Genomic DNA, 23,454 nt, shown 5'->3' with positions numbered 1-23,454 from the left:
TGGCAAAGCCCGATTCCAAGATGAAGGGATCGGGCTTTGCTGTTTCACACAATGATAGACAGCATCTCAAAAATGGGATCATGGAGGGAATGACATGAAGATTCATTTTGATCACCTGTCTGGAAAACTGCTTGAAGGGATCAGCGAGCTTTCAGACATATTGGACATCTCCATTACAGACGGAGAAGGCACTAAGATTCGGGTCGTTCAGATGGAAGGTCCGATTCAGGTGGCGCTGAAGGATGGGCAGGGACTGATCCGTTACCAGGAGAGCATACACTTTTTCCGTGCGCTCGGTTTGTTTCTGGAGCAGGCCAGGGAGCGGGCTTTATTCGAGCTGACGGCGGAACCGAAGTTTGACTTTAACGGCACGATGCTCGACGTTTCCCGCAATGGCGTTCTCAAGGTGGCGGTGATCAAACAGTTTATCCGTTATATGGCGCTGATGGGACTGAACGGACTGATGATGTATACCGAGGATACGTACGAGGTAGAAGAGCAGCCCTACTTCGGATACATGCGCGGCCGGTATACAGCTTCGGAACTGAAGGAGTGCGACGATTATGCGGATTTGTTCGGCATTGAGATGATTCCGTGTATTCAGACCCTGGGGCATCTGCAGCAAGCGCTAAAATGGGGGTATGCGGCAGATATGAAGGACCATGCCGATATTCTGCTCGCAGGCGAGCCGAAGACATATGCTTTCATTGAGCAGATGATCACAGCCGCATCCGGCATGTTCCGTTCCAAGCGAATTCATATCGGCATGGATGAGGCATTCCAGGTAGGTCTTGGAAATTATCTGAAATTGAACGGGGTTCAGGACCGTTTCCAGATCATGAATGACCATGTCAACCGGGTGCTTGCCATCACCGATCGTCTCGGACTCGAGCCGATGATCTGGAGCGACATGTATTTTAATTTACTGGCGAATGATTATCAAGGGGCGCTGTACAATGTAGATGCGGATTTCTCGGATGACAATATGAGCCGAATTCCAAAAGGCGTTCAATTTGTGTATTGGGACTATGGACGCCGTGATGAAAACGGATATGAACAGTTATATGAGAAGCATATGAGGCTGGGCTCCAAGCCGATTTTTGCCGGCGGCATCCATATGTGGAACAGTATCAGTCCCAACAATGGCAAGACATGGATGACCAGCCAACCGGCCCTGCGCGCTGCCAAAACCAAAGGCATCCGCGAGGTGATTGCTACCGCCTGGGGAGATAACGGCAACGAAAGCAATCACTTGGTCATTCTTGCCGGTCTGCAGCTGTTTGCCGAGCATGGATATGGCGATGAGGTTGATGATAAGCTTCTTACAAGGCGGCTTGCGGCCTGTACGGGCATCGATTTGTTTGAATCGCTGAACGCCCTGAAATATATGGATGAGGTTCCCGGCGTGTCGGAGGGCAATCACTGGATGGCGAACCCATCCAAATATTTATTGTGGCAGGATCCCCTGCTAGGGCTGCTGGACAAACATGTGGAAGGTGAAGCGGAAGCTGTGCTGCCTCAGCATTACGCTGGACTCGAGCGGAGATGGCGGCAATGCAAGGAGCAATTTCCGGTACCGTTCAGCCGTCTGTATGATTTTTATGAACGATTGGCATCGGTGCTTGTTATTAAAAGCACCCTCGGCGTTACGCTGAAAAAGTGGTATAAAACGGGACAAAAGGATCAGCTGGCTGAGCTTGCAGCAGCACTGAATTCCCCGTTGCTCGTGCTAAAGCAGCGCATCGAGGCGCTGCGGCTCTCGCACCGTGCGCTCTGGATGAACACGTATAAGCCCTTTGGCTGGGAGGTACTGGACCTCCGCTACGGGGGGCTGCTGGCACGAATCTCTTCCACACAGGATCGGCTTGCCGATTATGTGGATGGGCATATCGAAGAGATTGAGGAACTGGAAGCCGAGCGGCTGCCGTTCGATCAGAACGGACTTACCGGCAGAGCGCTGGAGGTTAACGTGAACTATCAGGCAGCAGTGACGGCGTCCTGCTTCATCTGAAGAAAAGCTGCTCTTCCAGAGTCTATGCGGACTCTTGGAGGGCAGCTCTTTTTTGTGCAGGGTTTGTTTATGGTGTATCCTCTGGACCTTGTTCTTTCTCGTAAGCAATCAGCGTGATATCTTTGCCTGTGAGCTCGGCGATCTTCGTCTCGGCATCTTCAATCGCTTTTAAGGTGCCTTCATTTCCATTCAGTGATGCGATTTTGTATTCCTCGGAATGAATATCCATGGTGAAACTCCCCCCTTAAGTGGTTGATTCATGTTATATAATGTATAAGGTATCCTTTAGAATGGAGATACATACCTTGATTCAAATGAAGTATGATAAGGCTGGCAGACCATCATAAAGCATTTATTCCGCTTACAAGTGAGGTGTGATACATGATTCAATATGTAGGACTGCACCATGTCAGTTTGGCCGTTCGGGATTTGGAAAAAGCCAAGGTGTTTTACTCGGAAGTCCTTAAGTTCCGAGAGCTGCGGCGTCCGCCGTTTACATCCAAAGGGGTCTGGTACGTGGTGGGGGATCAGCAGCTCCATCTGCTGGAGCATCCGATCAGCGATACGCTTCGCGAGCGCGGAATCGATACGACGGACGGGCATTTTTCGATCTGGGTGAAGAGCTACCGCGAAACCAAGGAATGGCTGGACCGAATGGGTGTTGAATATACTGCCAATCCCGACAGCGTTGCAGGTTTTGCGCAAATTTTCGTGCTGGATCCAGATCGCAACATTATAGAGTTTGGAGCTGCGTATGGCTCATAGAAATTAAAAAAGCCAAACACCATCAAGTGTTCAGCTTCTAAGCTTTTGGATTATTTTTGGATGAGGACAGGGGTGTTCATTTTAACCTTGTCGTAGAGCCAGCGCACGTCCTTATTATGCATGCGAATACATCCGGCGGATACGTATTTTCCAATCGAATTCGAATTGTTGTTCCCGTGGATCGCATAGGCGTAACTGATCCTGCCGTTGACCTTCACGTTAATGCCCAGCCAGCGGTCCCCCAGCGGATTGCGCGGATCTCCGCCCTTGATGCCTTCCTTGTAGTAAGGTCTGTTTTTTACCTTTTCATGGATTTTGAACAGGCCTTCCGGCGTGTAGGAGGGCTTTTTGCCTGTGGCGACGGGGAATGTTTTAATGACCTTTCCCTTCTCGTAATACGTCAGCTTGTTGGTGGATTTATCAATGACGATAAATTGTGCATACGAAGCGTATTTACTGTCCAGTTTCTGCCCTGAGGCGGCATGGGTCAAGTTAGGGAGAAAGAAAACCAGCAGCAAGGTAAAAATCAGTATGCGGTTGATGCCTTTTATGATGTCCGATCACCTCTTTTCGTTCTCCCCCATATATATGCGGTTATTCGCGAATGTTGACGAAATTGTTCACACTTCGAAAAATAGAACAAGTTGTTTTCAAAGAGGGCTGTAGAGGGCAAGGCGGGACAATCTATTTAAATCTGGTAGCGAGCTTGGCTGTGACACAAGACTTTGTGAGACAAGCTCAGTGCATGATCGAATCTTGACGATAAGAATTTGTGTTACCCTTTCATGATAAAGTTGTCAAGCTGTATGAATGGATCGGCTTGTGCATGAGGGCAGCTCCAGACAGAGCTTGTACCGGGTGTTTGGCATCATATTTTGCATATGGGGATTTTGCAGAGCGAATATGAATGAAAGGTTGATTTTCCTGAGCTCCCATAATAAGGTAGGTATGTGAAGACAATGAGAGAATAGGAGAATTCGTATACGATGTCTACAGATGAAGTGTTATCGATTCAAGATCTGCGCATGAAATATGATAATCGTTATGTATTGAACGGCATTGATCTGGAAGTGCGCCGCGGCGAGATGATTGGTTACATTGGTCCGAATGGAGCGGGAAAGAGCACAACGGTTAAGATTATGCTGGGACTGGTTGAGGGTTACACGGGGACCGTTCGCATATTCGGGCAGGATATTTCCGATGGGAATATCGACTATAAACGGAGAATCGGGTATGTGCCGGAGGTCGCGGAATTGTACGATCAGTTAACGGCATCCGAATATTTGACTTTTACAGGTGAATTATATGGACTTACATATGATACTGCGGATTATAAGGCCAAACATTTAATGGATTGCTTTGGTCTGGACAAAGCTTATCACTCGCGGATTGCTACTTTCTCAAAGGGGATGCGGCAAAAAGTACTGCTGATCTCGAGCCTGCTGCATGACCCGGATTTGTTATTCCTTGATGAGCCCTTAAGCGGGCTGGATGCGAACAGTGTCATGGTGGTTAAAGAGGTTCTCGCTCAATTGTCAGCTCAAGGCAAGACGATCTTTTATTCCTCGCATATCATGGACGTTGTTGAGAAAATCAGCAGCCGCATCGTTCTGCTCGCCGATAGCCGGGTCGTAGCGGATGGAACGTTCAAGGAGCTGCAGCAGCATTCACATGAAGGCTCCTTGGAAGAGGTATTTAATCAGCTGACAGGTTTCCATGATCATGCCCAGATTGCTGAGCGGTTCGTATCGATCGTTCGGGAGGAGAGCTGACATGCCGGGGCCGGAATCCTCATTTCGAATGCTTAAGATTTTGGACCGATTTCAAGGCGTGATCTCCAGGACGGGTGTGGACTATGAGGTACTGCGCCGTATATTACATGTCAAACTCATCATGGACTCAAGGCGGGCGCCTGTCATCTTGTCCTCAGTCAATCGGAAGAAGGAGGAGCAGGACAAGAACCTGTTTGTCAGCTCTCTCTGGATGTACGGCTTGATCGGGCTCGTCCTGACGCCGTTTGTGTTCTGGAGCGATCCGGAATATCTACTGCCGATGAGCCTATTATCCGCAATCTTAATGTTTCTGATTATGACCTCCATGATTTCGGATTTCTCCTCGGTGCTGCTGGATGTGCGCGACCGAAGCATACTGATGACCAAGCCGATCGACGGTCGAACGGTCGGTCTGGCCAGATCGATTCATGCAGGTATTTATTTGCTTCTTTTAACCGGGGCTCTTTCGGCCGGCTCCCTGGTCGTTGGATTGATCAAGCACGGCGTTGGATTCTTTTTAATCTATATCCTTGAGCTGATCCTGATGAATATGCTCATCCTTGTGAGTACTTCCATGATTTATCTGGTGCTGCTGAAATATTGGGACGGAGAGAAACTGAAGGATCTGATCAATTACGTGCAGATTGGTCTGTCCGCCACGCTGGCCATCGGGTATCAGTTTGTGATTCGTTCCTTTGATCTGATTGACTTCAATCTGGTGTTTACACCGGCTTGGTGGCAAATCCTGCTTCCGCCAGTATGGTATGCGGCTCCTTATGAGTGGCTGTTTGGCGAGGGGGGCGGGTGGCTGATTCTTCTCACGGCATTAGCCGTATTTGTCCCGATTCTGCTTATGATGATATATGCCCGCTTGATTCCGTCATTCGAGTTGTATCTGGAGAAGCTGGCTCACAGCGAAGCGGGAAAAGGGCGGGAGCGTGGTAAGTTTGACCGGTTCTTGGCCAGATGGGTATGCCGATCGCGCACGGAGCAGGCCTGTTTCCGGTTGTCTGCCAGCATGCTTAAGAACGAGCGAGAATTTAAGCTTAAGGTGTACCCTACTTTAGGGTTAGCCGTGCTGCTGCCTTATTTATTCTTTTTCTCCACAATCCGTAATTCCTCATTCGCGGAAATCGGCAGGGGATCATCCTATTATGTGCTGCATGTTATGCTCATCATGGTTGCTACGGTCGTGATGATGCTGAAATACTCTGGCAAGCCCAAAGCCTTCTGGCTGTTCGGGTCAGCCCCGATGCCGAGCATGACCCCCTTGTACCAAGGGGCTTTAAAGGCGTTTGCCATCAAAATATTCCTGCCGCTGTTCGCTGTGAATGCGGTGGTGTTTGTCATCATATTCGGTATGCGAATCCTGCCGGATATTCTCATTGTGCTGCTTACCGGATTGATGTTGATTCCGTTATCAGCCAAGGCTATGCTGAGGACTCCGCCATTCTCCCAAGCGTTTAATATGGCTCAGCAGAAGGAAGGCTGGTGGGTTCTGGTCTACTTCATTGTTGTAGGCGGATTCATCGGTTTGCATTATGCAAGCAGTACCATTGCTTATGGCATTCCGGCCTATATCGTTGTATTGCTCGCTGTGAATGGATGGGTATGGACCAAGCTGTACAAGTAAACAGCGGGATGTTCGGGTAACGAGCCGAGACTGGATGAAGCGGGCTTCGGGCTGCGTTACGAGGACAACATATAAATCAGCTGCCGGGCAATATAGAACACAGGCTGAGGCAAAGAAGGGGCATCCGAGATGGATGCCCCTTCTTTGATTTCCTATGTATCCTACTAGATACCGCTATTTTATACCCGGACCAGTATGCCGGCCAGAAGCGCAGCGCGTTTAGGGATATCGGCAATCAACACATATTCGTGAAGGGCATGGGCCCCGTCGCCGCGGGCGCCCATGCCATCCAGTGTCGGCGTGCCGCATGCGGCAACAAAGTTGCCGTCACTGACTCCGCCCGTGCTGGTATCCGGCAGAGGCAGATTCAGTTCTTCCTTGGCAACCTGTTGTGCCAAATGATACAGATTCATAATGGCCGCCGTTCGTTCCATGGGCGGCCGATTCATCTGCCCTTCGATCTGCAGGCGGATCTCCGGGTGGATTGGAGCAAGCTCTTGCATTTTATGTGCCATCCGGTTGAAATCCTCCATCGTTTCTACCCGGATATCGATGTAGGCTTCCGCCTGGGGGGCAACGACATTGGAGCCGATTCCTCCGTTTACGATGCCGACATTCACATGTATGCCGCGCTTGTCATCACTCAGTTCCTGGAGGCTCAGAATGTGGCGCGCCATCTCGTGGATCGCCGATACGCCGGCAGCCGGATTAACCCCGGAATGAGCGGCACGACCTTCGATTTGGAGATGGTAGCGACCATTTCCTTTGCGAGCCGTTTTGACGGCGCCCTCGGGTTCCATCGGCGGCTCCAGCACAAAGGCTGCCTGGCTGGAGCGGGCATGCTCCTCGATCCAGAGGCGGGAAGAAGGGCTTCCAATTTCCTCATCGCTGTTGATCAACAGAATAAAGGTAACATCGGCAGGGAGCCTTCCCATCTCCTGCACCACCTTTAAGGCAAATATGGCTTGAATGATCCCGGCCTTCATGTCCAGAACCCCCGGACCGTAGGCTCTGTCTCCCTCAATACGAAACGGCCTTTGCGCGCATTCACCTGCGGGCCACACCGTGTCCGCATGTCCAATGAGCAGGATGCGCCGCTGCCCGCTGCCGATATGAATCTCCAGGCGGTCGGCATATTCTTCGTTTGGAACCCGGATAGCCCTGGCATCCAGATGTGAGAGGCATATTTCTTCATACCAATCGATCATTCGGTCGGTTAAGTCTTTACGCTGGGAAGGCGAATCCATGTTGACGCTTTGCTCTAGCAGCCGGAGCATTTCCGGGAGCAGCAGTTCCAGTCGGGTTACCCATTTCATATCCGTTCTACCTGCCTTAATGAGCGTGTGAGTTGGAGCCAAACAAACGATCCAAGCCGTATACGCGCTCTAAGATGAAAATAAATACCAAACTCAGCAAGATCACGATAGAGGATATCGATGCAACGAGCGGAGTTAACGATTCTTGCATGTAGTTGAAGATAGCCATCGGCAATGTTGTTGTGGACGGCGAGATCATAAAGAGTGACACGGTGACATTATCGAATGAGGTCAGAAACGCAAACACACAGCCGGAGAGCACCGCTGGGCGGATCAGTGGAAACGTAACGTCCCAGAAGGTCCGCAGCGGGTTTGCCCCAAGAATGGATGCGGCCCGTTCCAAAGTATAATCAAAGGTGCTGAGTCCCGTATAAACCAGTCGTACAACGTAAGGCACAGAAATCAGAATATGGGACAATAACAGACCGAGGAACGTGCCTGCAAGCCCAATGCGTGTGAAGAACAGCAAAGCCGCAATGCCGATGATCAGTGCCGGAACCGTCAGCGGTGATAACAGCAGGGAACTGATGACGCCTGAGCCGCGGGGCTTGTACTTGTGCAATGCCAGTGCAGCCAGCGTACCGATGACGGTTGCGATAACGGCGGTAATGATAGCAAGCTGCAGGCTGAACCCGAACGACTCGATGAACTCCGGACGGTCGAATATTTTCTCATACCACTGGAGTGAGAACCCCTGCGGCGGGAACCGCAGGACACCCGTCGACGTAAACGACGTCGGGATGATGATCAGCAATGGGGAGATGACCATCAGCACGACAAAGAACGTTATGATGCCAAGCACGGAGGGTCTGCGAGATTTTTTTTCACGAATCATGATGAGAACACCTCCTTATAACGCTTCGTTTCCACCAGCTTGGTAAATAGCGTGACCAAACCGATGGTTGAACCGAGAAGCAGGAATGCAATGGCAGCTCCAAGGGACCAATTGAGTGATGCCATCATCTGCTCATAGGCCAGCACCGGCAGTACTTTCACCGAGGTGCCACCCATAAGGGCTGGCGTGACGAAAGAGCTCATAGCCAGGCTGAACACGAGTGTTGTTCCGGCAAAAATGCCGGGAATGCTCAGAGGCAGCGTGATGCTGAAGAATTGTTTGAATCGTGTTGCGCCGAGAATGCCGGCTGCCTTGTACAGGGATGAGTCAACAGCATACAGGCTCGTGGAAATGGCCAGGACCATATAAACGATCAGCGAATCGGATAATCCAATCACGACACCAAGCTCATTGTACAGCAGCCGCAGCGGTTCGGAGATGACATCTAGCGACATTAACGTATTGTTGATAAAACCGTTGTTGCCCAATATCACGACCCAGCCGAAGTTGCGGATGACTACGCTGATCAGATGGGGGGAGATGATGAGAAATGTTATAAGACCCCGCATTTTCGGCGTAGCCTGAGCCATGTACATGGCAACCGGGAAGCCAAGGACGAGACAAACGCAAACCGTATACAGACTAAGCCTTACGGTTCTCCACAGAATCTGCACATAATAGGTATCTTTAAAGAGATGCGCATAGGATGCCAGTGTCCAGGCTCCTTGTCCCATGTCCTCGCGCAAGCTGATCATTAACATGTAGAACATAGGCAGGATGAACACACCCAGAATAATGATAAGTCCGGGTACCAGCAGCAAGGTGGCAATGAAGCCCTTGGATCGGAGCAGGGAGTTCATAGGCTATGCCTCCTTTGCTGGAAAAGCACTCACATGCTGGGAGTCCCAGCTTAGCTGGACGAATTTATTTTCAACCAGGTGAAGGTGCGGAGCGATGCCGGTTCGAACGGTGATCAATTGACCATGGCATTCTACGATAACTTCAACAATCGAACCGAGGAAGGAAACCAGCCTCACGATGCCAAACACGGTATTCATGCTGGGGGGTGGAGCGTCTCCCACCACTTCCTGTATGACAATATGCTCAGGTCTGACATAAGCCACGGCAGCATCTCCTGTTACCTCCTGCCGCGAATGGCGGTCTGCCTGCAGCAGGATCCCTTCCTTAGTTGCAAAATGCCACAGGTGTTCGTCTGTAGCGGCAAGCTTGACCTGAAAGCGGTTGGACTTGCCTACGAATTCGTGCACGAAGGGTGAAGCCGGCCTCTGGTAGATTTCTTCCGGTGTTCCGATCTGCTCTACCCGTCCATGATCCAGGACAACGATTCTATCGGACATGTACATGGCTTCTTCCTGGTCGTGGGTAACAAAAATGGTCGTGACTTTGAGCTCCTGCTGGAGCCGTTTCATCTCTTCGCGCAGCTCTTCCCGGAGCTTGGCATCGAGGTTGCTCAGCGGCTCGTCAAGGAGCAGTACCGAGGGCTCGGTTACCAAGGCACGGGCAATCGCAATGCGCTGGCGCTGGCCGCCGGACAGCTGTTTGGGATAACGATCAGCCAGGTGGGGAAGCTTGACCAGCTCCAGCACTTTGTTCACTCTGGCAGCAATCTCGGATTTGGGGATTTTTCGCAATTTCAAGCCATACGCCACGTTTTCTGCAACTGTCATATGCGGAAACAAGGAGTATGTTTGAAACACCATGCCAAGATCACGTTTATTTGAGGGAACACCGTTCATCGGCTTGCCCTTGATCGTCAGGGTGCCTCCGTCAGGCTCCAGAAAACCAGCCAGCATATTCAATGTTGTTGTCTTGCCGCAGCCGGATGGACCGAGAAAAGTGACACATTCCCCGCGCTCCACCTGAAGATTAAAATCGTCTACCACCACGGTGCTGCCGAAGCACTTGCGGATCTGATGCAGTTCAACGTCATACTCCTTCGTCATCTGTGTTTCCTCCGATTCTGAATCTTCGTATCGAACTTATTTGCCTACAAGCGGAGCGATGTCTTTATTGAAGGTTTCCAGCCAGGCTTGCTTGTTCTCGCTGATTACACCGTAATCGAAATTCACAATTTTGCTCTTGTCAAAATTGATCAGACTGCCGATGTCGTCCGGAAGCGTAACGTCCATGACCGGGTTGTAATACAATTTTGTGGCAAACAGGGTTTGAATCTCATCGGTCAGGATAAAATCGATAAATGCCTTAGCCGCTTCAGGATTCTTCGCTCCCTTTACGATGGAAGCAACGGTTGGCACGATGTTTGCTCCTTCTTCCGGAATGACAAATTCCAGGTCGACACCCGCATCCTTCTGCACGATGCTGCGCGCCATGGTCCAGGCGGTGTACGCAGCTGTCTCATCCTGCAGATTCTGCTGGATTTGAGCGGCTGTTTTGGCGAATGTCGGCATATAAGAAGCAATCGTTTTCAATTGTTCAAACCCTTGCGTCATATCGGCTTCCGAGCCGCCGTTGGCATATGCCAGCATGATCGTTGCCGAACGGCCGAAATTACTCGACATTTCGGTAAGCGTTATATTGTTTTTCATTTCGGGGAGAGTCAGATCGTTCCATGATGCTGGAACGGGGAGGTTCTTACTCTGAATCAGCTTGGCATTGTAAGAGATCCCCATCGGGGTGTAATTGATGGTCACGCCGCTGTTCTCTGAGACTCTGAAGCGGTCATCGATTTTGGACATATTCGGGATTTCGTCCGCATTCAAGGCTTCCCAGAGTCCTTCAACGCGACCTGCTTCTTGTTCGCTGCCCTCAATAAATGCAATATCAATTTGGGAGGAACCCTGCTGAGCTTTCACCTTGGCAACAATGTCCGTCGCGACGCCGGCCACGTAAGTTAGTTTGACATCCGGATATTTTTCATTGAATTTCTTGAAGATTTCATCTTTGAACAGGGATTCTACCGTTGCACCGTTGCCGGCAAAAACCAGTTCACCGGAGATGGTGGAACCTTCCGCTGACTCGGCACCGCCGTTTGAAGCCGTTTTTGCGCCTCCGCATGCGGATAACAGCGAGGTGGAGAGTGTTAAAGCGAGAATGATAGAAGCAAGGCGACCTTTTTTCACAATGATTCCCCCTTATTATTTGTTCACTATTAGAGAACGATGTTTTATAATAGTGAAATATTGTTTTTGATTTTAACATAGCAACATGGTATATTCAATCGTGTTTACAATGAAATATCTCACATGAAACCAAGTTTTTTTGATAGACTGTTTCGAACATGATTGACATATATTTAACGCGTCAAAAACGATCTCATATTAAACGGAAGTGGCTGATAGGAGGCTAAAGATGGATCAGTTGTTGACATCCGTACAAAAAAGCTGCAAATTGCTGAAGTTATTTCTCCGCGATCAGAAGGAGTGGGGGATTACCGAGCTTAGCAAGGAGCTGCAATGGTCCAAGGGGGGCCGTACATAAAATGCTGGCGACCTTAGAAAGTGAAGGGTTCATTAAGCAGAATAGGCTGACACGGCAGTATTCGCTTGGGTATACATGTCTGGAGCTCGGAAACCGGGTTAAACGGAACAATGATTGGGTCAGCGTTGCAAGGCCTTATCTGGAGCGTATTGCCAAGCTAACCAAAGAATCGGTTTGTCTATGTGTGCGTGAAGGGAACGAAGCGATCTATATGGACAAAATCGATTCTCCGCTGCCCATACGATTTATTATTGATGCATACCGCCGGTTTCCCTTGTATGCCACGAGTGCTTCGCGGGTCATACTGGCATTCAGTCCTGAAGGAGTGAAGGAGCAGATTATGATCGAGCCGCTGGCTGCATTTACGGAGCACTCGATGAAGAGTGTGAAGGAACTGCGCGAGCGAATCAGCCGCATTGAGGATCAAGGATATGAGATCAGCTCGAATATGAGGAATGTCGGAGTAACGGGTATAGCAGCACCTATATACGACAGCGAGGGTCAGGTGAATGCTTCGATCAGTCTGGTTGGTCCAAGCGATCGTATCGATCAGCATAAAGAGGATTGGATTCAGGAAGTATTACAGGCGGCAGCTGATATATCCAATCTGGTAGGGTATCATCCGTAAGCGATACCTGTGCTACTCACATAGAAAGGATGTCCCAACATCTTCCAAGATGTTGGGACATCCTTTTTTATCGTGGGAGGTAGATGTCAGAGATAAATGGTTTAAAGTGCTCCAAAGCAATTGAACAGGAACAAAAGTTCGTATATAATATAGATATAACTAATTAACTCCCTTCTTTCTCATCACACTTCATTAATCCATCATGGATTCCCCCACATTTGTATTTAATTACCTGTTGTTATGCCTATTAGGCCTTATATAATCGACTTAGATGATGATGTCAGGATCGCAATAGAATGACCAGAGTTATTCTGGATTAGTCATGTTCATAGGGTCGTGGATACTTGATAACTAAGGCTTGGTTTTAGTTTTCTGGATATAATTTAACGTTGCTGTGCTTTGATGTCCAGGGTGTTTAGCGTTTTGAATCGATTGCGTTTAAGACTTCTTAAACCTGATCCAGAGCTGTAACACCGTTTGATGTTGTTTGTATTTTCCAACAGAGTTTCCAGACATATAAGAAGTGGCAGCCGCCTTCTGATGACTCCAAGAACATGGATTCTTTTAGGATGACTCGATTGATTCCATAAGCTAATGGACTGTCGGAATACCATCTGATCGAGGCGTTATGACTTTCCAATGCAATCAGGGTAGATCGGGAAGCGGCGTAGTACACATCAAACCCATTTCTTATGGCATAGGGAGGAAATCTTTGAATGCAAGCCATTTGGTTTATGTTGTTTTCAACCTTTGAAACACTGGCGATTTATTCACTGATTATGACATTGCTTAGACTTAAAACCAAAGAGTATATATGGCAGGCGCTGGTGATCATGATCCTTGCCAACTTACAAAGTTTCATCATGCGAAATGAACTTCAACTGGACTTTCTGGCTCCTCTCATTACCGTGCTGATTTTTGTTTTCTTGTTCTCAGCCATTATTAAGATTCCTGTTATCTGGTCGGCTATTTGTACCATCATCGGGTACATGCTGTATGCTTTGATTCAGAGTGCTTATTTATCCGTTTTCTTCGGTTCTATTGACACACTTCAGACCAATCCTGCCAATGGTTATATCCTTCAATTATTGTCGGGCTCGACTGGATTATTAATTTCTTGGGTCATGTATAAGTTTCGGATAGGGTTTAAATACGATCTTGAGAAATTGCGCATTAAATCTGAACATATCCTGTTGATTGCGTTAATCATCGTTGTTTTGATGTTGATGGCAATTCTGTTTTACCTCAATCGTTTATGGCTGCATCTTCTTTTCTTTGGGATAACGTTTGGAATCTTCTTGTATTATGCCATCAATACAGAGGAGCGGGGTTCTTATGATCATAGAAGGATTGTCAAAGCGGATAGCGGAAGTGATAAAACGACAGATACCTGATCATAATTCTTCTGTTTCTGTTTTACAGCACGCCGCTGCTATTCTATTGAACGTGATGCTCACGGTGATCTTCACGCTGCTCATTTCTGCTTTCACCGGTAATGCGAAGCAGGCCCTTATAAGTATGATAGGTTTTGCGGTGCTGAGGCAATTCTCTGGAGGCTTTCACCTTAAGACGGGAGCCGGTTGCATCGCTTTCACGACGGTTCTTTTTACCCTAGTATCTTTCGTGGACGTCAATCATGTCACGGTGCTGGTCATGAACGTTCTCAGTCTGCTGCTGGTTATGATGTTTGCTCCCAGCCGAATCGAGAAGCAGTCACGAATACCGAGGGAACATTATTATAAACTTCGCTTGATTAGCTGTTTTATCGTTATGCTTAATTTTGGACTTCAGTCCCCCACATTGGCTGTCATATTTTTTATCCAGGCGCTCAGTTTAGTACACTGGAAAGGAGGACAAGCTCATGTTATGGATCAGCAAGGTTAGGCATCAGTTGTTTTCATTTATCGCATCTGCTCTGACGATGGTAGCCGTATTCGTAGTTAATACCGCAAGTCCCGTATTTGTGTACAGTGGAGAGACACCGGAAGAACTTCTGAAATAATTGCTGTGTTGATATGTGCAGTAAGGGGACTGAGGGACTCCAATTTAAGATAAGCTGCATGAATGATGATGAAATCCGGTGCCGTCTAGGTGCCGGATTTCTTTTTGCGTGTAAGATGGGGAGGAATTGAGCGGCTGTATAAGTATGGATAAGGAGCTATAGGCAACGGCAAATTTGTGGATTTTATCTGCAAGATAATCAGGGTAAAATTGTTATTGATAAAGAACGAATGTTCGCATATAATACAAACAAATGTTCTTATTAGAGGCGGTGGCATAATGTTTGAAAAATACCTGGAACAAACCATCGAAATCATTTACGAGGATCAGAAGGGTAAGATCACCCAGCGTAAAATACAGATCCATAGTGTTCGGGATTCGCGCATTAGGGCAACATGCCTGGAAACAGGTCAACCTCGTGTATTTAATGTAAACAACATTCTGTCCTGGAGACATGAGAAAGGAAGGGGTACGCATGCTTCATGATCTGGAGGTCAAGCTGCTCAAGATATTGATTACCTATCAGGCTCATCGCAGCCGTGTCCCAACCTTGAGGCTGCTCAAATATCTTACCGGCCGGAAGGCGGTTGAAATTTTGGAAGGTATCGAATCATTAGAGCGGCATGGTTACATTAGGTTTAATGTCTGGCGGGATATGCAAAGCCTAATTGTTCTAGAAGAGGAGTTACTGACTATAACGGAATGGAGAGAGGTGCCGTATTCTGGACAGCTCATTGAAATTCGATAGGCGAGGCACCCGTAACCATTGTTGGGATGATGCAATTCTGCTCTCCCCATGCCCAAAACTGCTGCAGCGTCAAAATCATATGCTGGAGTTGGATAGATAGAGATAGGTTAATCTGAGATTTTCAATTTCATTAAATGAACATATATTTCGTTCCTGAATGTTTCGATTGCGGGGACCCTTCTCAATGTGCAAATAGAGAGCAGGGAGATCAGCACATATTGAACCCTCTTAACTTCTATTCCATGATCTTCGTTGCTAACAAAATCACTCATGAAGTCCCTCCTAAAAGTAAAGCATTAACGTAACAGACCACTTTGTGCCTAGTGTCTTCTTCTCAAGCTGCCATTCCCTGAAATACGCCTTCATTTCTTCCATATACCAAACAGGCATGTCTACAGTGCGTATTGAGCTGACAGACTTCGGATCCTTCTCAATAGCCTTCCCTTCTTAGGTTAATGGGATATTGTTTTCAATGGAGATACAATTCTCTTCAAAAGAAACCTGAGGCCATTCTAAAGCAACAAGTTCACCTCGTCTACAGCCACCTAGCATAGAGCCAAGCATAAACAGTCTCCACTTCCTTGTTTCACTAAAAAGAGCGTCCACAACATCCTGTGCTTCCTTATCATTGTAATACTGGGGATTACTTTTTTGATCAAGTTGTTTTGTTTTCTTATCTCAATGGGTGGGGTTGGCTTCTTAATGCCTTCCATGGGATTAGAGAGGATCATTTTCCACTCTTCAGCTCTTTTTAAAATATTTTTTAAAACACGGTATATGTACCCGATAGTTCCGAAGTCTAGTGAAGATACCTCAACTACAACATTATCATTTTCACTTCCATTTTGTTTAGGTTTCTTCAAGCGCGACTCGGGTTTTTCTAATTCCTTTAGGAAGCCAAGAATGTGTCCAAGCTTTATTTGATCAAGTGTTAAATGTCCGATGGCTGGAATCAATCTGGAATTTATGTGCCTATTATACGTTTCAAGTGTTGTAGGAGATAGGTTGGAAATCGCGTAATGAGTTTTCTATAAGGTGATAAACTCTTCAAACGTTTTTTTACTTTGTTTGATGTAATTACCACTCTTTACCTCTTCTTTGAACTTGGCTTATTCATATTCAAGTTACTTCTGTAACTTCTTAGGGCTCAACTTCTCAGTTACTTCTAATGTCTTCGTTTCACGTCCATATTTATTATTTGGCCCTTTACCTGTGCTCACAGTAAACTCCCAACTGTTCTTTCCTCGTTGTCGTATATTAGCCACTTCTATTTATCAAATTGTTCAGATGTATGAGCATTTTGATGATATGTAATGGCATGGTTGAAATCATAAAAGGAGGAGTGATGATATTTAAACGATTGAATTATCCACTAAAAACCAAATAAATCCAGGGTTAACTGAAGAGGCGTGGAAAAAGCTACAACGATTAATTGCTCGACTTTCCATTAAGTGCTCGGGCAAGGTTGATATCCATGAGAATGAAAAATCCGAAAAGAAACAAACGATCAAATTATGAAGAATATTAAGGTGGTGGGTTAGATGACGAAAATCACATTAACTGTTGCTGAAGCAGCTGAATTGATCGAGTGTCACAAACAACAGTTTAACCATGGCTAGGGAGAAACAGATTCCATATGCTAGAGTTCGAGGGCGAATTCTGTTTCATCGCGAGGTAATTGAGTCATGGTTGCGCGGTGATCAACAAGCAATGAAACAAGCATAAAAATTTGAAGGTATAGCTGATGGACTACAAGAGACTCTTGTTTCAGGTGCAGCTATAGGGCCATTTGCAGAGCTTTTGGAACGATCTAGCGTTAATCTTGATGATATTAATGTAGGACTTTCAGATTCGATTGAAAACGGAACCGAGCAGCAATATGTACTTGATCAGCTTGCTAATCTCGGTCTGGCTGAAGTTAATGAGAATACAAAGAAAACAACCAAGCGATGATCGATAACTGCCAATGCGCAGTATGGCCTTCAGCAAGCATTGTCAGGACTAGCCAATCTAATTCAACCTATAATCACCGCTGAATTATTGACATGGTTTAATACCCTGGATGCTGGAACCAAAAACCTGATTTATCATTGCTGGAGTAGCGGCGGTCGGCCCTTTACTGGTGGTATTTGGTCAAACAGAATCCTTGATCTCCAATTTATCACCTTTGTTTAGGATACTTTTAGTTGTTGCAGCAGTTGCCGGTTTGGTAGCCTGTTTGATTTATTTATATAACAATAATGAAACCGTTCGAAATGGATTAAATGCAGCTTGGGAATTCTTAAAAACAGCAGCGACTAACATTTTTAACGCTATCAAATCATTTTGGGAAAAGTGGGGAGCTGACATTATTGGCTTCTTAAAAAAAAATTGGGAGATAACTAAGACTGTTTTCAAAACAGTCTTTGAAGCTATTTCTCAGATTGTTAAGAAGGTATTTGATGATATAAAAGCATTTTGGGACAAATGGGGACCTACAATCACGGAGATGAACACATTGAAATATTGAAAACTGTATTCAAAGCAGTGTTCGATGCGATTTCCAATGTAGTGAAAACGGTCTTCAATGGAATAAAGTCATTCTGGGATACATGGGGACAACGATGAAGGGTTTTGTTTACTACTGCCCTGAAAGTTGTCAAATCCATATTCATAGGTGTTTGGGACGCAATCAAAATCACTATCGAAACTGGAGTTATATCCAACGTTATTAAAGGTTTTCTTATCAGTTCTAAAAGGCGATTGGAAAGGTGCTTGGGAGGCTGTAAAGGGTGTTGCTGAGTCTATTTGGAATGGCATCAAGAATATATTCTCAAACGTCAAAGAAACCATGTCCTCTATTGGTAAAGACATCATGCAGGGGCTTATTAATGGTATCAGGAACATGGCAGAAGCTGTTTGGAATAGCGCCAAGGATGTTGCTGCTAAGATCAAAAATGGATTCAAAGACTTCTTCGGAATTAAATCTCCATCCCGACTCATGATGGGATACGGTGAATACATTTCAGAAGGATTGGCAATTGGTATTGCTGATGCTGGCCGGTTGGCTGTTAAATCAGCAGAGAACCTATCATGAGCCGTTTCTAAGGCCATGTCTGTTGACCCTTTAGGATTATCGGTTGCGGCATCAAGTGCGATGTCAGCGGCGCAAGGAAACTCGCCTACAGGCAGCGTAGACAATCAATACAACATGGAAGGGATGTTCAAGGGAGCTAACTTCAATGTTCGCAATGATGAAGACATCAGGAAGTTGAGTCAAGGTATCGGCAGTTATATCACGTGGAACTCAAGAGGATTGGGAGGTGTGGCGACTTGAGTCACGATTCAGTATTAACCCTAGACGGTGTAACACCGAAGTCGGTAGGCATGGGCGTGTTTCGCAGGACTCAGCGTCCAATCCTATCTTCTACGGTAGATACCATTGTAACGGTCCCTGGTATGCACGGAGCGTATGACTTTGGCGCAACCATGGGGCCGAAACAGTTTGAACTGGAATGTGCGTTCTTCGCAAAGAACTATATTGAATTGCAGCAACGTGTTTCGGCGCTTGCTGCTTTTTTGTTGGATGGTGATGGTACACCGAGGACAATGCCTATCATATTCTCCAATCAACCGGATAGGTAGTACATGGTACGTTACTCAGGGGATTTGCAAATTGAACGTATAAGCGGACTTGGAACATTCACACTGCCGTTTACAGCCTTTGATCCATTCGCCTATAGCACGTATTGGTCACACGAAATAAACGTGGATAGTCTCATAGTAGTTGATAGTGATATATATGTGGATACCTATTACAACTACACAATTAATAGACATCAGGAATTGACAGTTTACAACTACGGAAATCAAAACGCACTGCCTGTGATTGAAATTTCGGGGTCTTTTAGTTATTTGTCTCTGACAGTAGGTGGCGTTGAATTTATATATAGAGTTCCAATATCTGGAGTATTAGGGGTATATTTTAAACGAAAAACAGCGAAGTTAGCGGAGAGTAATGTTCTTAATAACACAAATGCTAGATATGGAAAGTTACCTGTCGGTGCGTCACGTATTATTGTTGGTGGTATCGATCTTGATTTTAGTATGGCAATTAAATTTCGTCAGAAATATGCGTAAGGGGTGAATTCAATGGCAGACATCGAAATCATTAAAGGTGCGGATAATGGTAATCCTCCAGATACACTATGACAAGCATACCCTAAGATTAATCGAAATTTTACTAGAGTCAATAACGAATTAACTGAAGTGTCAGATACAATAGAAAACCATATAGCGTCAACTTCAGCGCATGTAGCGGAAAACATATCATTCAATGGGGAAGTGCCTGGAAACAATGTCGATGAGGCAAAAGAAAATGTGAATACACGAATAAGCGATATTGTAGCGCAGGCAGGGAATGACAATACTGAGATCGTTGACGCGCGCGGTGGCTTCTCGGTATTATCAGCGAGATTAGACAATGATGAGTCGCAATTTGCTTCACATTTAACTGACACCAGAGCGCACAACTTTAAAACAGGGGACCAAACGTGGTACCAGAATGGCGTAGGCACCTTTTTTGCAAATGTAAAGTTGAACAATACATTCGAAGGATTAGATACACCAGTATTGATTCAAATGTACGAAGGGAATAATGGAAAACATGGTGGCATACCTAATATTGATGGCAGCCAAAAAGCATTAATGGCTGTGAATGCCCCTAAAATATGATGATGGCGCCGGAACTACTCTGCCGGGCTATACAGGGAAAGATTCGTTGATGGGATTTTACTCGCGAATCGACTCGGCTGGTGCGGAGTTTAATCCTGCAGACGAAGAAAACACCTACAGGGAAATTGCTTGTTTCCTGGGAACGGCCCATTGCAAATAGCGGAGGGTTAGTAGAAGGACTTGAGCTTCAAGTAAACATTGAAGAAACTGCACCGACCGACGCATACGGCCAAGTCATCACCATGAAGAAAAACAACCCGGACACTGTAGGGAAATCAACAGGTATCTTCCTGACAAACGGTGGGGCCTACGCCATGAAAAAGGCTGTGGATATTACAGGAGCATTTGTTAACGGTATAGTGCTAGAGGATGCTTCGCTTTCAGAGTATGTACTGAGACTCCCACTGGAAAAGGCATTAGCATGGGTGGTCCAGGCAAAACAACAGTTGTCTCTTCTAGCGAGGGCGTAAACATCGTGTGTAATAATCAAACGAGTTTCACGGTCCATCAATACGCTGTGAGTATATCGAACAGCGTGTGTTTTTTACAAAATGACGCAGCTCCAAACAGCGACACAGGCAAAGGCTTTGCAGGGAATTGCTCGCTTTGTTTTGACCACGCTAACGGTAATTTATATATAACCATCGGCAATAGTTCGTCACCAGTTTGGAAGATTTACAAGAACTCAGTAAAGAGGTGATAATATGGACGAAATCATTTTATTAAAGAAAGAAACTGCAAGGTTAAATATCAAACTTGGTGAAACACAAATGTACGTTACTAAATTAGAAGAAAAATTATATAAAATAGACATTGAAAACAAAAATAAAAAAACAGTTACAGAAAACACAATAGGAACTTATTGAGGCATACTATGTTACTATTATTAAATAGAATAGTAACAGGGGGAATTTTTTTGAGTAGTATTAGTAGGAGTAGATTAGAAGGATTGGATGTACTTAGAGGCTTTGCAGCAATATCGATAATACTTTTTCATGTTTTATTCGTATGTGGATTTGCCGATAAAACAAGTTTAACTCCTATAGTAGCAAAACTAGATATTGGTGTCAGATTTTTCTATGCATTAAGCGCATTTTCGTTGTTGTACGGCTATAACAAAAAAATACAAATGGAAGACGGTTTGAAAAAATTCTATATTGGAAGATTTTTTAGAATAGCTCCATTATTTTATTTATGTATCTCTTTTTATCTAATTGCCATGCCACTCTGGTATGATACCAAAATTGAAGTTGCTGATTTATTAGCGAACCTTACTTTTTCGTTTGGGTTAATACCAGGTAAACATGAAAGTATTGTTTGGGCTGGTTGGTCAATAGGAGTAGAATGGATATTCTATTTCTTGTTTCCCTTATTTGTAGTGTTGGGTAGGACTATTAAAAGTACTTTAATACTGCTAATTATTTCTATTTTAATTTTTTATCAATTTGATATTTTAGGTTTAGAATTACAAAAGATTTCAAATGCTGCCTATGAACTTAATTTCTTACATCAATTAATGTTTTTTGCTGCTGGTTTATTAAGTTTCAAGCTTTACGAATTGATTGATTTTAATAAAAAGATTTTTAGAATCTCATTTCCTATAATCATAATTCCGTCTCTATATCTATATTTCTTTACAAACTTAGTTGTGAATCCCTTAGCAGATGTATTAATTGCTTTTATTTTTATTATTATTATTCTATACTTTGCAACTTTTCCGCCAAAATTATTAACGAATCGACTCTTTATTACATTAGGTTTATGTAGTTTTGGCTTATATTTACTTCATTTTATTGTAATAATATTTTTTCTGAAAACGGATATTTTAAACAAGTTAAATCTTCTACCTCAACACGGCAGTAGTGCTTTTCTAACTTATTTTGCATTTGTATTTTTAATGACGTTTGTACTATCGTATATTTCGTATAAATTTTATGAGTATCCAATAATGAAATTAGGGAAAAAAATTGCGAATCAGCAACCAACATTGAAAGAAGTACAGAAAGAGATAAAGGTGCAAGCATAAAAAAATTGCAATAATTACAAAAGCCAACTATTGTGTTGGTTTGTACTGAATATTAGGACGAAACTGCGCAACAAGCCCTGATTAACTTCGGGGCTTGTTTGCATTGGAGGTGATACCTTGATAACCATTCTAAACCAATCACGTCAACCCATAGCCATCTTCGAAAATTACCTTAATGACGAAATCACCGAACAATTAAATGGGGCTTATACGTTTGGATTTTCAATTGTACTCGATGAAGAAAAGAGCCAATACATTCAGGTGGGGAATAAAGCTGAGGTTGAAGGACAATATTTCAATATCGTCAAACACAGGCAACACGATCCGAAAACAACGAAGTTGCCATAGCAATAGAATGCGAGCAGGTCTCTTATGATCTGCTTTTTCATTTGTTCGAAGTGGATTTATCCATACAAATACACCTTGGGTGCTAATGAACATGGCACTTGAGGGAACTGGCTTCACTGTGGGAACCGCTCAATTCAGCGGCTACGTGAGCATTGACCTAAAAGAAGGAGTTAACGCTCGTGGTGTCCTGATGGAAATAGCAGCTCAAACAGGATGTGAACTATACTTTGATAAATACACCGTCTCTCTGCTAACTAGAAGGGGACAGGATCGCGGTGTGCAGTTTCGGTTAGGCAAGAACCTGAAAGGCATCGTAAAGGACGTAAACGGGCAATCAGGCGAGGTTTTGACAGCCTACGAAATCGGTGTGGTGGAACTGAACACATTGCCAGAATTCGAAGGGCTGGAATATTTCGAACTTGGTGATACCGTGGACATCATTGACGAGGAACTAGGCATTAACGAACAACAACGGATTATTGAGTATTCCTATTCTCCTAAACGCCGAATCAATTCCAAGGTAACCATAGCCAATTACATTGAAGATATCCAGGATACTATTTACCGGATCCAGACAACCACAGTGGGTAAAGACAAATGGAGGCATGGCGTTAAGATCGGCCCGGATGAAGGAATAGTCATCGAACGGTATGACAAGATGGCGCGTTCTATCTGGAATGCAGATGAATTCCGCATGCAGAAGGGGAATGGTAGCGGAAGTTACACAGACTCCATTTATTTTGATCCGATTAACCAAGAGTATGAGTTCACTCGCGTTGTGCGAGCTGGTAAATTTATCGGCGGCGAAGTCCAGATAGGTGATAACTTCTCTGTAGACGAAACGGGTCACATGAAGGCTGTAGGGGCTGAATTTAGTGGCGAAATAAGAGCATCTACTATAAACGGCGGAGATATCCACGGTTCTTATATCGAATGTGCAAGCATCATGGGTAGTTTTATTAGGACGGCTCCCAACGGAGAACGCATTGAATTATAAAGAGAGAGGAACGTGAAGTTGAACTTGAAAAAAGGCGATTAGCTGAAATTGAACGTAGAAATTTTTGGTTTGGATAATATTGGAGTGAGTAAAGAGAAGCTCTGGGAAAAGCTACAAAGATCGGTTTGTTATTATAATGGTACAAACACGACGCATCACTATGACAAATTGATTGCAAATAAAGCCAATGATTTATGCTTAA

Annotated in this window: 31 protein-coding genes and 1 pseudogene; 23 read left to right on the top strand and 9 right to left on the bottom strand. The window is 45.2% G+C overall.

Annotated elements, in window-relative coordinates; translation table 11 throughout:
* Positions 1–94: 94 nt before the first annotated feature.
* Positions 95–2,011 (top strand): beta-N-acetylhexosaminidase, encoded by a 1,917-nt coding sequence (locus PGL02S_RS22640; protein ID WP_036637976.1) that lies wholly within the window; start codon positions 95–97, stop codon positions 2,009–2,011.
* Positions 2,012–2,078: 67 nt separating this feature from the next.
* Here PGL02S_RS22640 and PGL02S_RS28365 read toward each other — a convergent pair whose 3' ends face one another.
* Positions 2,079–2,240, bottom strand: coding sequence for a hypothetical protein (locus PGL02S_RS28365; RefSeq protein ID WP_006209143.1), 162 nt, complete (start codon positions 2,238–2,240; stop codon positions 2,079–2,081).
* A gap of 152 nt (positions 2,241–2,392) precedes the next feature.
* On the opposite strand from PGL02S_RS28365, the gene PGL02S_RS22635 reads away from it, so the two are divergent.
* On the top strand, positions 2,393–2,776 hold the full coding sequence (locus tag PGL02S_RS22635; protein WP_036637978.1) for a VOC family protein: 384 nt from the start codon (positions 2,393–2,395) through the stop codon (positions 2,774–2,776).
* Positions 2,777–2,826: 50 nt separating this feature from the next.
* Here PGL02S_RS22635 and PGL02S_RS22630 read toward each other — a convergent pair whose 3' ends face one another.
* Entirely contained in the window at positions 2,827–3,294 is a 468-nt protein-coding gene (locus PGL02S_RS22630; RefSeq protein WP_228030151.1) for a L,D-transpeptidase, read from the bottom strand.
* Between the two features lie 468 nt (positions 3,295–3,762).
* Here PGL02S_RS22630 and PGL02S_RS22625 point away from each other — a divergent pair, with 468 nt between their 5' ends.
* Both PGL02S_RS22625 and PGL02S_RS22620 read left to right on the top strand, forming a co-directional pair.
* Positions 3,763–4,548, top strand: coding sequence for an ABC transporter ATP-binding protein (locus PGL02S_RS22625; RefSeq protein WP_036637981.1), 786 nt, complete (start codon positions 3,763–3,765; stop codon positions 4,546–4,548).
* A gap of 28 nt (positions 4,549–4,576) precedes the next feature.
* Positions 4,577–6,181: a hypothetical protein gene (locus PGL02S_RS22620; protein WP_244892249.1), complete on the top strand. Its 1,605-nt coding sequence runs from the start codon at positions 4,577–4,579 to the stop codon at positions 6,179–6,181.
* Between the two features lie 179 nt (positions 6,182–6,360).
* Here the strand turns inward: PGL02S_RS22620 and PGL02S_RS22615 are convergent, their stop codons facing one another.
* From PGL02S_RS22615 to PGL02S_RS22595, 5 genes are read right to left on the bottom strand one after another with little or no spacing between them, the layout of a single operon-like run.
* Positions 6,361–7,497 carry a M20 family metallopeptidase gene (locus tag PGL02S_RS22615; RefSeq protein WP_036637983.1) on the bottom strand — a complete coding sequence of 379 codons (1,137 nt, stop codon included), beginning with the start codon at positions 7,495–7,497 and terminating at the stop codon, positions 6,361–6,363.
* A 16-nt stretch (positions 7,498–7,513) separates the two neighbouring features.
* The gene (locus tag PGL02S_RS22610; protein ID WP_006209151.1) at positions 7,514–8,332 is read right to left on the bottom strand and encodes an ABC transporter permease; all 819 of its coding nucleotides are present in this window, start codon (positions 8,330–8,332) and stop codon (positions 7,514–7,516) included.
* Positions 8,329–9,192, bottom strand: coding sequence for an ABC transporter permease (locus PGL02S_RS22605; protein WP_006209152.1), 864 nt, complete (start codon positions 9,190–9,192; stop codon positions 8,329–8,331). The genes PGL02S_RS22610 and PGL02S_RS22605 overlap by 4 nt, the downstream gene beginning before the upstream one ends.
* Before the next feature lie 3 nt (positions 9,193–9,195).
* Complete coding sequence (locus PGL02S_RS22600; RefSeq protein WP_036637985.1) at positions 9,196–10,296, bottom strand: ABC transporter ATP-binding protein; 1,101 nt, start codon at positions 10,294–10,296, stop codon at positions 9,196–9,198.
* 36 nt (positions 10,297–10,332) lie between these two features.
* Positions 10,333–11,433: an extracellular solute-binding protein gene (locus PGL02S_RS22595; RefSeq protein WP_036637987.1), complete on the bottom strand. Its 1,101-nt coding sequence runs from the start codon at positions 11,431–11,433 to the stop codon at positions 10,333–10,335.
* A 290-nt stretch (positions 11,434–11,723) separates the two neighbouring features.
* Here PGL02S_RS22595 and PGL02S_RS29145 point away from each other — a divergent pair.
* The 7 genes and pseudogenes from PGL02S_RS29145 to PGL02S_RS22565 form a co-directional block, all read left to right on the top strand.
* A pseudogene (locus PGL02S_RS29145) lies at positions 11,724–11,777 on the top strand (hypothetical protein); the annotation flags it as partial.
* Between the two features lie 15 nt (positions 11,778–11,792).
* Positions 11,793–12,419, top strand: coding sequence for an IclR family transcriptional regulator (locus tag PGL02S_RS22590; RefSeq protein ID WP_409347447.1), 627 nt, complete (start codon positions 11,793–11,795; stop codon positions 12,417–12,419).
* 716 nt (positions 12,420–13,135) lie between these two features.
* A complete protein-coding gene (locus tag PGL02S_RS22585) occupies positions 13,136–13,813 on the top strand; it encodes a hypothetical protein (RefSeq protein ID WP_036637992.1) in 678 nt (225 codons plus the stop codon).
* Positions 13,791–14,303 carry an accessory gene regulator ArgB-like protein gene (locus PGL02S_RS22580; RefSeq protein ID WP_235187319.1) on the top strand — a complete coding sequence of 171 codons (513 nt, stop codon included), beginning with the start codon at positions 13,791–13,793 and terminating at the stop codon, positions 14,301–14,303. Before PGL02S_RS22585 ends, PGL02S_RS22580 begins: the two co-directional genes overlap by 23 nt.
* Complete coding sequence (locus PGL02S_RS22575; RefSeq protein ID WP_006209158.1) at positions 14,281–14,421, top strand: cyclic lactone autoinducer peptide; 141 nt, start codon at positions 14,281–14,283, stop codon at positions 14,419–14,421. Before PGL02S_RS22580 ends, PGL02S_RS22575 begins: the two co-directional genes overlap by 23 nt.
* 278 nt (positions 14,422–14,699) lie before the next feature.
* The gene (locus PGL02S_RS28905) at positions 14,700–14,906 is read left to right on the top strand and encodes a hypothetical protein (RefSeq protein WP_036637994.1); all 207 of its coding nucleotides are present in this window, start codon (positions 14,700–14,702) and stop codon (positions 14,904–14,906) included.
* Complete coding sequence (locus PGL02S_RS22565) at positions 14,896–15,168, top strand: hypothetical protein (protein WP_107338756.1); 273 nt, start codon at positions 14,896–14,898, stop codon at positions 15,166–15,168. The genes PGL02S_RS28905 and PGL02S_RS22565 overlap by 11 nt, the downstream gene beginning before the upstream one ends.
* 107 nt (positions 15,169–15,275) lie before the next feature.
* On the opposite strand, the gene PGL02S_RS28360 is transcribed toward PGL02S_RS22565, so the two are convergent.
* Positions 15,276–15,440 carry a hypothetical protein gene (locus PGL02S_RS28360; RefSeq protein ID WP_006209161.1) on the bottom strand — a complete coding sequence of 55 codons (165 nt, stop codon included), beginning with the start codon at positions 15,438–15,440 and terminating at the stop codon, positions 15,276–15,278.
* Between the two features lie 273 nt (positions 15,441–15,713).
* On the bottom strand, positions 15,714–16,181 hold the full coding sequence (locus PGL02S_RS22560) for a tyrosine-type recombinase/integrase (RefSeq protein WP_081742716.1): 468 nt from the start codon (positions 16,179–16,181) through the stop codon (positions 15,714–15,716).
* Between the two features lie 787 nt (positions 16,182–16,968).
* Between PGL02S_RS22560 and PGL02S_RS28560 the strand changes: the two genes are divergently transcribed.
* The 12 genes from PGL02S_RS28560 (at position 16,969) to PGL02S_RS22505 (ending at position 23,252) form a co-directional block, all read left to right on the top strand.
* Positions 16,969–17,121, top strand: coding sequence for a hypothetical protein (locus PGL02S_RS28560; protein ID WP_218029254.1), 153 nt, complete (start codon positions 16,969–16,971; stop codon positions 17,119–17,121).
* A 169-nt stretch (positions 17,122–17,290) separates the two neighbouring features.
* Positions 17,291–17,677, top strand: coding sequence for a hypothetical protein (locus PGL02S_RS22550; RefSeq protein ID WP_036637996.1), 387 nt, complete (start codon positions 17,291–17,293; stop codon positions 17,675–17,677).
* A 147-nt stretch (positions 17,678–17,824) separates the two neighbouring features.
* Positions 17,825–18,244 carry a phage tail protein gene (locus tag PGL02S_RS22545; RefSeq protein ID WP_036637998.1) on the top strand — a complete coding sequence of 140 codons (420 nt, stop codon included), beginning with the start codon at positions 17,825–17,827 and terminating at the stop codon, positions 18,242–18,244.
* A 15-nt stretch (positions 18,245–18,259) separates the two neighbouring features.
* Positions 18,260–18,484 (top strand): hypothetical protein, encoded by a 225-nt coding sequence (locus PGL02S_RS22540; protein WP_036638000.1) that lies wholly within the window; start codon positions 18,260–18,262, stop codon positions 18,482–18,484.
* On the top strand, positions 18,481–18,792 hold the full coding sequence (locus PGL02S_RS29140) for a phage tail domain-containing protein (protein ID WP_036638002.1): 312 nt from the start codon (positions 18,481–18,483) through the stop codon (positions 18,790–18,792). The genes PGL02S_RS22540 and PGL02S_RS29140 overlap by 4 nt, the downstream gene beginning before the upstream one ends.
* A 3-nt stretch (positions 18,793–18,795) precedes the next feature.
* Positions 18,796–19,287 (top strand): phage tail family protein, encoded by a 492-nt coding sequence (locus tag PGL02S_RS22530; protein WP_036638004.1) that lies wholly within the window; start codon positions 18,796–18,798, stop codon positions 19,285–19,287.
* Between the two features lie 129 nt (positions 19,288–19,416).
* Positions 19,417–19,881 carry a hypothetical protein gene (locus PGL02S_RS22525; protein WP_127502955.1) on the top strand — a complete coding sequence of 155 codons (465 nt, stop codon included), beginning with the start codon at positions 19,417–19,419 and terminating at the stop codon, positions 19,879–19,881.
* A gap of 80 nt (positions 19,882–19,961) precedes the next feature.
* Positions 19,962–20,351, top strand: coding sequence for a hypothetical protein (locus tag PGL02S_RS28555; protein WP_036638009.1), 390 nt, complete (start codon positions 19,962–19,964; stop codon positions 20,349–20,351).
* 234 nt (positions 20,352–20,585) lie between these two features.
* Positions 20,586–20,747 (top strand): hypothetical protein, encoded by a 162-nt coding sequence (locus PGL02S_RS28350; RefSeq protein WP_155984586.1) that lies wholly within the window; start codon positions 20,586–20,588, stop codon positions 20,745–20,747.
* 50 nt (positions 20,748–20,797) lie between these two features.
* Positions 20,798–21,907, top strand: a complete 1,110-nt coding sequence (locus PGL02S_RS22515) for an acyltransferase family protein (RefSeq protein WP_036638011.1) — start codon at positions 20,798–20,800, stop codon at positions 21,905–21,907.
* Between the two features lie 117 nt (positions 21,908–22,024).
* A complete protein-coding gene (locus PGL02S_RS22510) occupies positions 22,025–22,255 on the top strand; it encodes a hypothetical protein (RefSeq protein ID WP_036638012.1) in 231 nt (76 codons plus the stop codon).
* Positions 22,256–22,334: 79 nt separating this feature from the next.
* Positions 22,335–23,252, top strand: a complete 918-nt coding sequence (locus tag PGL02S_RS22505; RefSeq protein WP_327196700.1) for a phage tail protein — start codon at positions 22,335–22,337, stop codon at positions 23,250–23,252.
* Positions 23,253–23,454: the final 202 nt, after the last annotated feature.

The sequence above is a fragment of the Paenibacillus glucanolyticus NBRC 15330 genome, assembly GCF_004000885.1.
Classification (GTDB): Bacteria; Bacillota; Bacilli; order Paenibacillales; family Paenibacillaceae; genus Paenibacillus_AQ; species Paenibacillus_AQ glucanolyticus.
This window is presented reverse-complemented; position numbering and strand designations above follow the sequence as displayed.

Bases quoted from the DNA above. Each gene is read 5' to 3' on its own strand.
- PGL02S_RS22585 (WP_036637992.1), top strand. From the start codon at position 13,136: ATGCAAGCCATTTGGTTTATGTTGTTTTCAACCTTTGAAACACTGGCG.
- PGL02S_RS22640 (WP_036637976.1), top strand. From the start codon at position 95: ATGAAGATTCATTTTGATCACCTGTCTGGAAAACTGCTTGAAGGGATC.
- PGL02S_RS22565 (WP_107338756.1), top strand. From the start codon at position 14,896: ATGCTTCATGATCTGGAGGTCAAGCTGCTCAAGATATTGATTACCTAT.
- PGL02S_RS28365 (WP_006209143.1), bottom strand. From the start codon at position 2,240: ATGGATATTCATTCCGAGGAATACAAAATCGCATCACTGAATGGAAAT.
- PGL02S_RS22600 (WP_036637985.1), bottom strand. From the start codon at position 10,296: ATGACGAAGGAGTATGACGTTGAACTGCATCAGATCCGCAAGTGCTTC.
- PGL02S_RS22575 (WP_006209158.1), top strand. From the start codon at position 14,281: ATGTTATGGATCAGCAAGGTTAGGCATCAGTTGTTTTCATTTATCGCA.
- PGL02S_RS28905 (WP_036637994.1), top strand. From the start codon at position 14,700: ATGTTTGAAAAATACCTGGAACAAACCATCGAAATCATTTACGAGGAT.
- PGL02S_RS28360 (WP_006209161.1), bottom strand. From the start codon at position 15,440: ATGAGTGATTTTGTTAGCAACGAAGATCATGGAATAGAAGTTAAGAGG.
- PGL02S_RS22530 (WP_036638004.1), top strand. From the start codon at position 18,796: ATGGTACGTTACTCAGGGGATTTGCAAATTGAACGTATAAGCGGACTT.
- PGL02S_RS28350 (WP_155984586.1), top strand. From the start codon at position 20,586: ATGGACGAAATCATTTTATTAAAGAAAGAAACTGCAAGGTTAAATATC.
- PGL02S_RS22540 (WP_036638000.1), top strand. From the start codon at position 18,260: ATGTCTGTTGACCCTTTAGGATTATCGGTTGCGGCATCAAGTGCGATG.
- PGL02S_RS22610 (WP_006209151.1), bottom strand. From the start codon at position 8,332: ATGATTCGTGAAAAAAAATCTCGCAGACCCTCCGTGCTTGGCATCATA.
- PGL02S_RS22605 (WP_006209152.1), bottom strand. From the start codon at position 9,192: ATGAACTCCCTGCTCCGATCCAAGGGCTTCATTGCCACCTTGCTGCTG.
- PGL02S_RS22620 (WP_244892249.1), top strand. From the start codon at position 4,577: ATGCTTAAGATTTTGGACCGATTTCAAGGCGTGATCTCCAGGACGGGT.
- PGL02S_RS22590 (WP_409347447.1), top strand. From the start codon at position 11,793: ATGCTGGCGACCTTAGAAAGTGAAGGGTTCATTAAGCAGAATAGGCTG.
- PGL02S_RS22635 (WP_036637978.1), top strand. From the start codon at position 2,393: ATGATTCAATATGTAGGACTGCACCATGTCAGTTTGGCCGTTCGGGAT.
- PGL02S_RS22625 (WP_036637981.1), top strand. From the start codon at position 3,763: ATGTCTACAGATGAAGTGTTATCGATTCAAGATCTGCGCATGAAATAT.
- PGL02S_RS22615 (WP_036637983.1), bottom strand. From the start codon at position 7,497: ATGAAATGGGTAACCCGACTGGAACTGCTGCTCCCGGAAATGCTCCGG.